General features: G+C 59.3%; 9 protein-coding genes and 2 pseudogenes. 6 read left to right on the top strand and 5 right to left on the bottom strand.

Translation table 11 applies throughout. The annotated features are described in order from the left end of the window. Positions 1–408: 408 nt before the first annotated feature. The 3 genes and pseudogenes from X744_RS0138140 to X744_RS1000000175465 form a co-directional block, all read right to left on the bottom strand. A complete protein-coding gene (locus X744_RS0138140; protein WP_023761984.1) occupies positions 409–744 on the bottom strand; it encodes a hypothetical protein in 336 nt (111 codons plus the stop codon). Continuing rightward, a complete protein-coding gene (locus tag X744_RS1000000175470) occupies positions 662–958 on the bottom strand; it encodes a helix-turn-helix domain-containing protein (RefSeq protein ID WP_245266826.1) in 297 nt (98 codons plus the stop codon). Before X744_RS1000000175470 ends, X744_RS0138140 begins: the two co-directional genes overlap by 83 nt. 31 nt (positions 959–989) lie before the next feature. Then, positions 990–1,334 (bottom strand): annotated as a pseudogene (locus tag X744_RS1000000175465) (hypothetical protein); the annotation flags it as partial. A 669-nt stretch (positions 1,335–2,003) separates the two neighbouring features. On the opposite strand from X744_RS1000000175465, the gene X744_RS144550 reads away from it, so the two are divergent. Continuing rightward, a complete protein-coding gene (locus X744_RS144550) occupies positions 2,004–5,192 on the top strand; it encodes a DEAD/DEAH box helicase (protein WP_050589588.1) in 3,189 nt (1,062 codons plus the stop codon). 329 nt (positions 5,193–5,521) lie between these two features. Here the strand turns inward: X744_RS144550 and X744_RS144555 are convergent, their stop codons facing one another. Both X744_RS144555 and X744_RS1000000174605 read right to left on the bottom strand, forming a co-directional pair. Further along, positions 5,522–7,309 carry a PAS domain S-box protein gene (locus X744_RS144555; RefSeq protein ID WP_023761981.1) on the bottom strand — a complete coding sequence of 596 codons (1,788 nt, stop codon included), beginning with the start codon at positions 7,307–7,309 and terminating at the stop codon, positions 5,522–5,524. A gap of 937 nt (positions 7,310–8,246) precedes the next feature. Beyond that, the gene (locus X744_RS1000000174605; protein WP_023761979.1) at positions 8,247–8,417 is read right to left on the bottom strand and encodes a hypothetical protein; all 171 of its coding nucleotides are present in this window, start codon (positions 8,415–8,417) and stop codon (positions 8,247–8,249) included. 1,133 nt (positions 8,418–9,550) lie between these two features. Between X744_RS1000000174605 and X744_RS1000000172600 the strand changes: the two genes are divergently transcribed. The 5 genes and pseudogenes from X744_RS1000000172600 (at position 9,551) to X744_RS144570 (ending at position 12,795) form a co-directional block, all read left to right on the top strand. Further along, positions 9,551–9,790: a hypothetical protein gene (locus tag X744_RS1000000172600; protein ID WP_084025654.1), complete on the top strand. Its 240-nt coding sequence runs from the start codon at positions 9,551–9,553 to the stop codon at positions 9,788–9,790. Positions 9,791–9,899: 109 nt separating this feature from the next. Next, positions 9,900–10,154 (top strand): hypothetical protein, encoded by a 255-nt coding sequence (locus tag X744_RS144560; protein ID WP_023761978.1) that lies wholly within the window; start codon positions 9,900–9,902, stop codon positions 10,152–10,154. Between the two features lie 121 nt (positions 10,155–10,275). After that, on the top strand, positions 10,276–10,989 hold the full coding sequence (locus X744_RS144565; RefSeq protein WP_023761977.1) for a Crp/Fnr family transcriptional regulator: 714 nt from the start codon (positions 10,276–10,278) through the stop codon (positions 10,987–10,989). Between the two features lie 369 nt (positions 10,990–11,358). Beyond that, positions 11,359–11,488: pseudogene (locus X744_RS1000000175460) on the top strand (integrase); the annotation flags it as partial. A 218-nt stretch (positions 11,489–11,706) separates the two neighbouring features. Then, positions 11,707–12,795 (top strand): nitronate monooxygenase family protein, encoded by a 1,089-nt coding sequence (locus tag X744_RS144570; protein WP_023761976.1) that lies wholly within the window; start codon positions 11,707–11,709, stop codon positions 12,793–12,795. Positions 12,796–12,887: the final 92 nt, after the last annotated feature.

The following is a 12,887-nucleotide window of genomic DNA, read 5'->3' as shown; positions in this document are numbered from 1 at the left end:
CATTCAGCGGGCTGAGTATCCTCGTAAAGCCAGCTAACAAGTCCACAGCTTGGCACCCTGCCGTACAGATAGCGATCCAAGCCCGCGCCGTTGGAGTGTGCGGCGCGGGCGATCGGGATTTCCGATCTGCAGCTGGGAGGATCGCTGCCTTGCTCCAACTATGGGCCGGGCATTTTGTTCCGGGCATGTTTGTTCGCCCGTCAACACATTGGTACCCGAAAGGATGGCTTTTGGGAGAATTCATCCAACGCAAAGTGATGCTGTTCGCGTGCTCATCACGCCTCCACACGCGTTGTCCTGCTGGCCAGCAGCCGACCGGTCTTGTGAATACCTACATCGTTACTCATTCTTCGGGAGAAGGGGTTGTCGCAGTTGTCCTCCCAATGCGAGCGGGACACCAGGAAAGTCTCATTCCATCGATTTGACCTGGAGACAGATGCTGAGCCGCAGAAGCTTTTCACCATTTTCGTCCCGAACCTCGACGAACAGTTGCTGTCCGTCGATATCCCGCAATTCGTCTTTCGCCAGGTCTTTCAGGCCCTCAATGCCCGCGCGGCGCGCTCCTTCTATTCCCGTGCATTCAACGCCTATCTCGTCCTCGAAGACAGAGTTGCTGTCGCCACTGTCAAAGAAGTATTTTGCCATAAGAGAGCTGCCGTCACTATAAAGCTTCGGGGTTCCTTTGGTGCAGATAGGTCGGATCGAAGTCTCCTGCGCGAACAAGATTTGGCCAATCCAGAGCATGTACCGTTGGGCCTGAGGTGGCGATGAGGCCCTTCCGTCGCAGTTCCTGAAGCATTCTGTTCACGTGGACCGTGGATAAACCCAGCGCATCTCCAAGCGCCGCCTGCGTAATCGGAATGTCGGCTATGTGATCCTTGATGCGTCCTACCGAANGTCGAGCGCCAGAACGCGGTCGCGATGCGGGGGTGCTGTTCGCAAATGGCGCGCAGAGCATCGTGGCGCATGAAGGCTAACCGGGTCGGTATGAGCGTCGAAAAAGTGCAATCGATCACCGACAGGTGCAGACTGTGCAGGTCCGGGAGGTCGCCAGCCACAAAAAAGGATGTGATTTGCCGTTTGCCTTCGCCCGTGACTTTGCTTGAGCCCACCAAGCCGTCGATAACGACGAACGAATTAACAGGGCGATCGCCCTCGATCACGACGTCTTGATTGGCCTGAAACGTCTTCTCCTGGATCGAAATGCCTCTCAAAATTGCGAGGTCGACCTCTTTGACCTCAGCGATTCTCTGGAGCTTGCGGACAAGTACATCTGTGGGTGAGGTGGGGGACAAATTCGCTGACCTGGGTACGTTGCAATATCGAACTTCCATTCAAGCCAAATGTTCCGGACGGTGGTATCTCACGGCCAAGTGCCTATGGATTTGGTGCCTGCTATGAATTTGGCCAGGCGGGATCAAACCGTGTCGGTGCAATATCCCGTTCCAACAACTCGGCGAGAACAGCGGCTGCTCGGCGGCAGATCTCTGCCACCTCTTGCGGATCCAGACGCTCAGCATGATCTGCTGCGTGCAAGAGGTCCGTCAACGCCTCAAGACTCCGAATTTGCAGATACGGCATAGTTTGACCCCATCGATTTGAAGTGAGCCATATGTCAGCCGAGCTGTCCGCTCATTAACCTATGACATCGCGAGGCTGGAAATTTTGAAGTGTCGAACGGCTTCGCAGCACAAAGGAGATTGCTCGGATTCAGGTTTTAGCCGACGGAACACAGCCGCTCCGCTGCCGTTCTGGCAGTGATCGCAAGGTGCGCCAATGAACAGACCCATCCCCAAGAGAGAAGCTGCTGGGCAAACTTGCCCATCCAACGACCGCGTGGCGGAGGGAGAAGATGACGGCTCTCCGCCGGCAGCTGCGGTTGCGGCAGCCCTAGTCAGCGTTCTTGAAAACAAGNCCCTACACGACGCTCTTCCGATCTTCCGCCGGCAGCTGCGGTTGCGGCAGCCCTAGTCAGCGTTCTTGAAAACAAGGGGATCGAAGACTTGCTCCATATAGCCGGTTCGAACCGCGAGGCCGAGGATGTTGCGCAGGCCCTGCGGCAGTTCCTGCCTCAAGCAGAAATTCTCTTGCTACCGTCGTGGGATTGCCTGCCCTATGACAAGGTTTGGCCAACACGCGACAACATGGGAAGGCGGCTCCGCGTCCTGCACGCGATCACGCAAGCCTCCAAGCTCCGGCGCATTACCGTCACGTCGATCGAATCCGCCCTCCAGCGGGTGCCGCCGCCTTTAGCCATTGCCCGAGCCTTCACCACTTTGCAGGTGGGACAAACGCTTGACAGAGAGCTCTTCAAAACCACGGCAGAGCGAATTGGATACGTGGTCGACGATCGGGTAGACGAACCGGGCGAAATCGCCCTGCGGGGCGACCTCATCGATGTTTTTCCCGCCGGCGATGTCAGCCCGGTTCGCATCGTTCTGGATGCCCAGACCTCCATCTCTGAGCTCAAGACCTATGACCCGATCAGCCAAAGGAGCGAGCGATCTCATGACCTGGTCCTGCTCGGGCCGGCATCCGAGCTCATCTTTCAGGCCGGCAATCACCCTGAGGTAGCTGCGATGCGCACGACCTCGATGGAGGAGCGCCTCGTCTCCCTTTATGGCAGCCTGCCATCACTGTTCGATGTCGCGTGGGGTGCTTCGATCTCCTTCCTGGCAGGCCTTGAGGGCTCTCTACTGGCCCGCATTCTGGATCTGGTGGAGGACGCGAGCCGTGCCCGGCGGGAGATCGCTGGATCGGCGAAACCCTTGCCGGACCAATTCTATCTCTCGCGTGACGATTGGAAGGAGGCGGTTCGAAATCGGCAGTGTTTGAGGCTTTCGGCTGCTACGGCTCGAACTCCCAAATTTTTCCAGGCGTCGCGGTCAGGGCATGAATTCGCTGAATATGTGAAGACTCAAACGAGCTCGGGCGTCAGCGTGGTGGTCACAGGACGCGCGTCGGAGCTGCAACGGGCAGACAAGCTGCTCGTGCGAAAGCTTGGCAGACGGATGGAAAAAGTCGCCGACTGGGCGCAAATCCGTTCGGCTGCCGGAGGCTCCCTTCTCAAGGCCGAATTCAACATCGAGGAGGGATTCGCCGACCCGAAGTCGCGCCTTGCCGTGATTGCGGCGGCGGACATATTCGGGCCGGTCTTGAGAGCGCAAGGCAACTCGCCTCAGAGTGTGCTCGACCCCGAGCTGCGAATTGGCGATGTCGTTGTACATGAAGAACACGGTCTCGGCGTGCTTGCTGCGGTCGAGCAGGTCGATTTGGCCGGCCAGCGACAAGACATTGTCAGGCTGGAATATCGCGACGGCGCGTCGCTGCTAGTCCCGGTCAGTGACTTCTGCCGCATATGGCGCTACGGTTCAGATCCGGGTGCAGTACCGCTCGACCGGCTCGACGGCGATGGCTGGTCGAAACGGCACCGGGCTGCGTTCCTCGAGATCGGCAGACTTGGCAGGCGCCTAGTTGCCCTGTCGAACGCCAGGTCGAATGAGCCGGCCGAGATTATCAGGCCGCCGCGTGCCGACCTTGCTCGTTTTGCGGCGCGATTTCCCTATGCCGAGACCCCCGACCAGGCCGAAGCCATCCGCGCGGTGCTCGACGATCTGTCGTCAGGCAGAACGATGAACCGGCTGATCTGCGGCGACGTCGGATTTGGCAAGACAGAGATAGCGCTACGTGCATGCGCAGCCGTCGCGTTGTCGGGCAAGCAGGTTGCCGTCGTAACCCCGACCACGGTGCTGGCACGCCAACACTACGAGACGTTCAGCCGCCGCTTCGCGGAAACGGGTCTCCAGGTAGCCCATCTTTCGCGAGTGGTGGGAGCTTCAGAAGCAAGAAAGGTGAAAGAAGGTCTGCGCGACGGCCGCATCGCTGTGGTCGTGGCCACGCACGCCGTTGCCGCCAAGGGCGTCACCTTCGCAGATCTTGGACTGCTTGTGATCGATGAGGAGCATCGTTTCGGCGTCAAGTTGAAGCAGGCCTTGCGAAACCTGGCGCCTCGCCTTCACACATTGAGCATGAGTGCTACGCCCATACCTCGCACGCTCCAATCCGCTATGGCCGGCATACAGGAAGTCAGCGTGCTGAACACGCCGCCCGCCAGGAGGCGCCCCGTTCGCACGATGCTGGCGCCTTTCGATGCGGGATCGGCGCGGGCTGCCCTTTTGCGCGAGTACCGCCGCAGCGGGCAAAGCTTCTTCGTCGTTCCGCGGATCGAGGACATCGAACCGATCGCTCATCTGCTTGACAGTTTGGTCCCTGAACTCACGGTCAAGACGGCACATGGCAAAATGAAGGTGCGCGTGCTGGACGAAATCGTCGTGCGTTTCGCCGACGGTGATGGCGACGTGTTGCTCAGCACCGACATTGTCGAAAGCGGTCTCGATGTGCCTCGGGCGAACACCATCGTGATCTGGCGTGCGGATCGGTTCGGTCTTGCTCAACTGCACCAGCTGCGCGGTCGTGTGGGAAGAGGGCGGGTTCAGGGCGTTGCATTTCTTCTGACGGAGCCCGATGCCGTCCTGGCCGACGAGACGAGGGCCCGACTCTCGACGATGCTTGCGTTGGACCGGCTAGGTTCCGGTTTGTCCATCAGCCAAAGGGACCTTGACCTCCGCGGTGCCGGGGACATTTTCGGTGAGGAGCAGGCGGGCCACATGAAGCTGATTGGCGCAGGCCTGTATCTCCACCTCCTGGAGCGAGCAGTCTCGCGCGCTGCTGGTGCGCCCAACCCCGACAAGCAACTTGCCGAAATCAATGTGCAGGTCACGGCTGCATTTTCCGAGAGCTATGTGCCCGAGCCCGCGGTTCGTCTCAGCCTTTACACGAGGTTGTGCCGGATGAGCTCGGAGGCAGACATCAGCGCATTCGCCGATGAGCTCGAAGACCGCTTCGGGACCATGCCTGGTGAAGTGGCAACTTTGCTGAAACTGACCGCGTTACGAATAGCAGCGGCGGAAATGGGCGTCAGCAAGGTTGATGTCGGGCCGGAATCGATCGCAATGAGCTTTCGTACAAAATCGACGGCATCGCAGTGGCGCGGCATCAAAGCGGCCGAAGGGTTCGGCTTTCGGAACGGCCGCTTGATCTTCAGGCGATCTCAGTCCGCCGCTCCAGAGCTCGGGGCTGTTCGCTCGGCGCTGGACGCCCTGCGTTCCGCAAAGTCGAGCCATGACAGGTGATCCCTCCAACCCGCGTGATCGCGGGATGAGGAGAGTATGCGTGCTGCAGTGGCATTCGCGCTGGCCTTGTCGCCCGGTTATGGCTCGCACACATCGGCAATCCAGCCGGCCTTTCGCCGGATACGAAGATGGAGAAGCCGGGCCTTCCCGCGGGACGAATTACCAGGATCGGTGTTTGCCATGCTGGTCGCCGCCGGCGGAGTGTCGGAGGTGGAACTCGGCCGGTTCGCCGACGGCAGGCCGAGCCGGCGAGGACGCCGAAGGGTTTCCCCACCGCCAAGGTCCGCTCCTCGCCAGTGCCGAGGTGCCGAAACCCGCGACGTCAACGCTCATTTGAGAACGGATGCCTCCACGGGGGCCAACGGCGCTTCCAGCGTCCAGGTGATCCCATGCGAGGCGTGCTCAAGAGTCCCCTTGCCCCCAACTGCCTGGGGCGCAACTCGCTTCAGCACCACTGTTCCAAAGCCGCCTTCTCCGACGGTCTGCACCTGCGGCCCGTCTGTTTCGGCCCAAGTGAGATGAAAGAACCTCTCTGCTCTGGAACCCGTGATATCCCACGTGGCGGAAATGTTGCCTTCATCTCCTGACAGCACCCCGTATTTGGCTGAGTTGGTCGCGAGTTCGTGAAAGGCAATTCCGAGATACTGGACCGCGTTGGGGCTGAGGACAATGGACGGTCCGGACATGGAAATGCGCCCCTCATTGCCGAACGGTTTGGTTTGCGACAGCAACAGTTCGAAAAGGGTGACGCCTCTCCAATCGCCCAACACGAGCAAGTCATGCGAGAGTGAAAGAGCCATGATCCGCTCGCGAACCTGCCGTTCGAAGGCCGAGGGATTTTCGGCGCGCTTGTTGGTTTCCCGGATCATTGAAAGGATGACAGAATACTGGTTCTTGACCCTGTGGTTGACCTCCCGCATCAGCAACCGGATACGATGCTCGTTTTCCCGCGCCGATGAGATGTCGCGTGCGATCTTCGATGCGCCGATGATGTGCCCGGCAGCATTGCGCACGGGCGATACCGTTAGCGAGACCGGAACCAGAGTGCCATCTTTGCGCTGGCGGATCGTTTCGTAGGTCTCGACCCGTTCGCCACGGCGGATGCGTTCCAGGATACGCGGCTCTTCGTCCTGATTGTCATCCGGGATCAGCATGGTCACCGACCGACCTATGGCCTCCTCGGCGGTGTACCCGAACAGCCGTTCGGCGCCCCGATTCCAACTCTTGATGATGGCATTCAGATCTTTGCTGACGATTGCGTCGAACGAGGATTCCACGATGGCGGACAAATGGTGCCTGGCTTCCTCCGAAACCTGGCGTTCGGTCAGGTCAGACAGCATGTTAACGGCACCGATCAAATTGCCGTTCTCGTCCCGGATCGGAGTGGGATAAGGCTGGAACGGGAAGAAGGACCCGTCCGGACGCTGCGCTATGGCGTGCTCATTGCGCACAGCGCGGTTTTCTCTGAGCGTGATCGCCATTGGGCACTCGTCATGTGGCAATTCCTTGCCGTCAGGAGTGAAGAGCTTGAATGTCACGCACCATTTGTCCTTGCCGATCTCGGGCTCTCTACCTGCAAGCTCAGCGGCGGCGCGGTTGTAATAGGTGATCGTCCCGTCCTGGTCCGTCGTGTAGATGGCGACGGGGAGGTTATCGAGGATCTGGTGATAGGTGCTGTCTTGCCGCCTGAGCTCTGCCCGCGTCCGCTCGAGGTCGGTCACATCCATGGTGAAACATCGGATGTTGATCAGCTTGCCATCCCGGAAATGGCCGCTCGACGTGATTTCGACATGTTTGATTGAGCCATCGCAGGCCCTAAGTCGCGCCGGGTATCTCGCGATCTTCTCGCCACGGTTGAGGCGCCCCAAGATATCGTCGATCACCTCCCGGTCGGGATAGAAGTCGGCAATGTGGCGACCGACATAGGCTTCTGCGGAATAACCGAGAAGGTCGAGCTCAGCTTTGTTGGCACGCAGAATGACACCATCTGCGCTCAACAGATGAAGCGCAGCGGCACCATTCTCGAAGAAATCCTGGTAGTCGAATTCGCGACCATCCTCACGGGAGGTTTCCGGGTTCTTGTAGGCGATTACATTCGCCCGCGGTACTTCATTCATCCCAAGGCCTCAACTCGACCGCCCTCAACGCGGCCAAGGACGATTCGTTCCAACCACTCGTCCCCGAAGCCCAGCAGAGGCTATCGGAGAAGCTGACGGTGGGCTCGCACCGAAGGCCGTGCGGCAAGCAGAGCAAACCGAGTGCCAGCGTCAGCGGATGGCTGCTGCGCAAAACACAGGAGCTGTTAGCAAAGCGCCGCGAGCGCGAGCGCAATGGCGCGACCGGCCAGCGCACGTAATGGACCACTCCACGCCGTTCGTACCAGCGGAACGGGTGGGAGCAAAGGCGAAGGCAGTTTGGGGGGTGTCGCATGGGCGACGATCCACCCGCCCAAAACGAAGGCGCAGTGAGTGCTCCCGGTATTCCGCCACCAGTTGGGACAGCCGTTCCTGCCAATACTCCCGAGCATGCGATCGTGGTGCCACCGGTCCTTGGGCCATCCGAAGCCGGGATAATGACCCCACAAGGGACATCGCTTTGGATCTCCGGGACCCCTGCAAGCGAAGGCGGTCCGCCAGCCGCAGTCGTGCGAGCCTGCCGCGCGGCGATACCATCGGCTGCGGCGCCATTCGGCCCTGTGCGTTTACACGCATCGAGCGCAGGGCCCTTGCATCGAAGCGGGGTATACTGCACGGCGAAGATCGAGATGCGAACAGCTACGCAGGACAGAGTGGGATCGACGTTAGGCAATCGGTTGCCGCCTCGACCGCGCGGGCAGGGTCACTGGAGTAATTAGAGCTGTCCGTTGAGAGGGACACAGCGCCATCCGTCTGGGGTTGAGCGGACATTGCGGCGCGGCAGGCGCTCAAAGGCACACACGTCGACCAGAACATCCCCACAGGACAACTGGCAGTTCGATGATTGCATCGCTCCACCCAACTGGCCGGACGATTTTGCTTCGACTCGAAATCATTAATCCAAGTGGCGCTTGAGAGCCTAAATCAACCCGTTGCGCACGTTCAGGTGGGTGAACGCTGTCAGCAGAATGGCGCCGATCATGAAATACAGGGTTGATTCAATGTGGCCGCTTTGGAACTGAATCCCAGCGCACAGCAGGGCCAGCACAACGGCAAGGAAAGCGATGATGCGCGAGAAGTCGTCGGACATGGGCGACCTTTGTGATTTGGCGGCCACCCTCAATCGGCCCGCGCGCTCAATATGACAAACTTTTCCTTTTTGCAACCTCGGCCCGTACAGACTCTTGGCCGGATGAACCCGCCGCTCCTAACTTTTCCAGCGCGCCTTGATCGCGGCAGGTGTGGCGTGGAAAGGAATCAGCGCTCAAAACGGGGACCTTCTGCTTCCTGCACATTCCTGCCGATTCTCAAGCAGCACAAACACTGCCGCAATTTTTCCCGAGACAAGGGCAGGGCTTCCGGGGAAATAGCCGCCCTAAGATGCGCTCAGCAGAGCGAAGCACTGCGGTGGCTGGACCACCTGCAGTCGTGTAGTCACATCATTTGGCCAACTGGCGCCAGGTACCTTGGGCGCCTGGCGTGGGACGGAAACTTCTGCTTGTCGCCGGTCTTATTGGACGAGACCGTGTTTGGAGACAGACTGTCGATGAGCCAATCAACTTGCGATGTGTTGCGAGGCGGGGCTGACGCTCTCGGGGAAACGAAGTGGGGAATTGCTACACAACATGCTCGTCTTGGCAGTGCTCATTTTGTGCAGCGCGATCTACCGGTTTCGAAAGTGCTTGGTAGGAGTACCACTCCGCGCTGGTCGACTGACAACTACAACAATACCAAATGATGGTGACGGCCAGCCACATCCAAAAGGCGGGCCGTCGAGGCTTACCCGGTTTGTCGAATGCGCTCGGTCACTTATTGCAGTGCTGCGTGTTCGATGTGACCGCACCGCTTGCAGTGTTGTTGTCTAGGTCATTGCCGGCGGAGTCCTTGCAACGGTCGCTCGCGCCGTTCGGTTTTCCAGTGGTCGAATTTGTCGTCGTAGAGTTGGTCGAATTCGGATCAGTTGTGATGGCGTGTCTTGTGCCTCAAAGCCGAGACGAACGGCTCTAGCCACCGCTCCAGACCGAGTTCGAAAGCTGACATTCGGGCCACCGCGCCAGAGAGCCGCCAATCACTCAATTGTCTGGGAATTACCAAGCCTCGGCTATCCGGAACAAATTACCCTACAGCAGCTTTGGGCAATCGAGTTAACGCTCGTGCGGCGGGTTCACCAATCGATGTATGCCGCCGCGAACGAATGCGGCCTCGGCCGGCAGGAGAAACCCGATGTTTGCAGATGAAATTGCAACAAGACGCCTGAAAATGCTGGTCGAGCAATATGTCGAAACCAGAAAAAGGCGACATGACGTCATTTCTACCTCGACGGCAGAATCTGCAATTCGGGAGGTACTCCCGAACTGCCCGATTTCCGGAAAAGCCTTTGATGACTTGATCGCAGCCAGCGCCATCGCACATGGTCTAGGCGTACGGTTTGACAGATCGATCTCAACGGAGAGCCCTGGCTGAGTAAGCTATCGAGGGGTTCACGCGGCCGCGTGGATATCCACGTTTGGTACGTTTCCGACGCTATTCAACATGCGTGCCGCATTTAAAAGTCGAGCAACGCGGAGCAGCCATGCCGAGATTCTTCTTTCACATTCGGACCCGGGACGGCCAGCTCCTCAAGGATCCAGAGGGGCAGGAGTGCGCAAATTTGCAAGTGGTAGAAGACGATGCCATGGCGTCCGCCAAGGAAATCCTGGCCGAAGGACTGTTGGCCGGGAAGCCGCTCCTCACCGGCAATTCGTTCGAAATCTTCGATGAGCGCGACGTCCTGGTCTTGGAATTCCCCTTTTCACGCGCGGCGGAGAAGCCGGGTGCCCGTCCGTAAATGCCTAACGTGATTAGGCGTTGTTGCCCGCAGAACCTATATGTGACCTATCGTTCGCACGTTTTCACGGGCGCGAACGGCTGGGAGATCACTGAGCTCTTGCCCTATGAAGGGTGGAGTCATGTCTAACCAGCCAAACATCACCTATCGCAATGCCCTGTTGAAGCGACTTTCTCGCGCAGACCTCGACCTACTCGAGCCACATCTGAAACGGGTGGATCTGCCGTTGCGCACTCCCCTTGAAACCGCCAAGTTCCCGATCGAATACGTCTATTTCCTGGAAAGCGGCATCGCCTCCGTCGTTGCTAAGATTCCGAAAGGCCGCGATACGGAAGTCGGCCTGATAGGTCTGGAAGGCATGACCGGCGCACTGGTGGTGCTTGGCGGCGATCTAGCCGCACATGACACCTACATGCAGATTGTCGGGGAGGGCTTCCAGGTGCCTGCGTCAGCGTTGTCGGCAGCCATGTCCGAAAGCGCGACGCTTAAAGCCCTGCTGCTTCTCTACGTCCAAACGCTCTTTATTCAGACCAGCTACACCGCCCTGGTGAATGCCCGGTCGAAATTGGACGAACGGTTAGCGCGCTGGCTGCTGATGTGCCAGGACCGGGTGAGGGATGACAGGTTTGCTATCACCCACGAGTTCATTTCCGTTATGCTCGGCGTGCGGCGCCCCGGCGTGACCGTCGCCATCCAGGAACTTGAAGGCAAGGGGCTGATCAGAGCGAACCGTGGTGAAATTCTTATCCGGGATCGTGATGGCCTCTTTCAGATTGCAGACGGCACCTATAGCGAGCCGGAACATGAATACGAGCGGCTGCTCGGCAAAATCTAGCCATAGTCGGCAGCAGCGGCGAAGGTGACGATCGCAACGACCGTCCCGTCGTCGAGCGCGACCTCATACAGCATCACGTATCAAAGGTTTCCCCGCGCGCAACTGCTCCGCCATCAGGTCCTTGGCAGCCCAGCTTGTCCCTAGTACTAATAAGCTGTGCGAGCAGCTTTTTGAGCTCCGGCTTTGGGTCGGGAACTCTACCGCCGTGGTGTGGGGTATCACTTATGGAAGAGAACGCTATCAGGCTCGAAACGTACAAGTCCTTATCGCATGTTCTGATTACCGCAGCTGCGACGTCATCTCACGGCCCTAATTGTTGCCGACACTCGAAATCGGCTCCCTACCTGCGGGCGCAGCGATGAAGAGCTGATTTACAAGAAGACAGGCAACAGCCGCCGCGCAGCTGCTCCTCGGGCACAATAAGCTTGACAGCACCGTCCGCTATCTTGGCATTGAAGTGGACGACGCATTGGCTATTTCCGAACAGGTCGAATTGTAAGCCGTCGCGGAGCGGCGCTCCGTGACCGATCCAGACGCTACAGATCCGTTCGTGAACGTCCGGAACGGTGATGGATAGCAAGCGTTCGCGCCGAACGAGCGCTTCTGCAAACGCTGCGCTGGCACTTGGCTATCTCAACGCATGGAAGTTGGGCAACGGATATGGTAGCCTGATCTCGTGTCCAAAAAACCGTCATACTGGTGGACGGGGACATTGCTATGTGGCCGAACCGACGCATCCTTGATCTTTTCGGCATCGAGCTGCCGATCCTGCAGGCGCCGATGGCGGGTTCGTCCGGGCCTGAACTGGCGATCGCGGTCTGCGAAGCGGGCGGGCTCGGCTCGCTGCCATGCGCCATGCTGGCCGACGACAAGATACGCGCTGACTTCGGTATCGTCCGGCAACGCACCAGCCGGCCGCTAAACCTCAATTTCATGTGCCACGTGCAGCCGGTTGCCCATGCGGATAGCGAAGCGGCCTGGCGCAAGCGCCTCGCGCCTTATTACAGCGAGTTCGGCATCGACGCCGATGCGATTCCCTCCGGTCCAGCCCCCATTACCTTCAACGAATCGGGATGCGCCATCGTCGAGGAACTTTTACCGAAAGTGGTTAGCTTCCACTTCGGCCTGCCGGAACTGCACCTGTTGGAGCGGGTGAAGGCCACCGGCGCGAAACTGATTGCCTCGGCGACGACGGTCGAAGAGGCGCGATGGCTCGAAGTGCGCGGCTGCGACGCAATCATCGCGCAAGGCGCGGAGGCAGGAGGCCATCGCGGGGTCTTTCTTGGCTCGGATATTTTGAGTCAGCCTGGCACATTCGCGCTGGTGCCGCAGATCGCCGATGCAGTCGCAGTGCCGGTGATCGCGGCGGGCGGCATTGCCGACGGGCGCGGCATCGCCGCCGCCTTCATGCTCGGCGCGTCGGCAGTGCAGATCGGCACCGCCTACCTGCGCTGTCCAGAATCTCTGGCTAGCGCGGTCCATAAAAGCGCGCTGGCATATGCGCACGATGACGGGACGACACTTACCAACGTGTTCACCGGGCGTCCGGCACGGGCTATCGTCAACCGCTTCATGCGTGAAATGGGACCGATGGGCGCCAGCATCCCGGACTTCCCGCTCGCAACCTCCGCCGTGATGCCCCTCAGGACCAAGGCCGAGGCATCGGGGTCAGGGGATTTCTCGCCGCTGTGGGCCGGACAGTCGGCCGCGCTTGGCAAACAGTTGCCGGCGAGAGAACTGACGCTGAAATGGACCGCGGATGCGACACAACTGATGGGGCTGCAGGTGCCCGATCGGCTTGGCTGACCAGGCAGTCTCTAGGTTAGTTTCCATCCATAAACGCCCATTTTGGTGAGGATTTACAGAGGTTTGCCGCAGGACGAACGTCGTTTGCGGTA

The sequence above is a fragment of the Mesorhizobium sp. LNHC252B00 genome, from assembly GCF_000502955.1.
In the GTDB taxonomy this organism is placed as follows: Bacteria; Pseudomonadota; Alphaproteobacteria; order Rhizobiales; family Rhizobiaceae; genus Mesorhizobium.
This window is presented reverse-complemented; position numbering and strand designations above follow the sequence as displayed.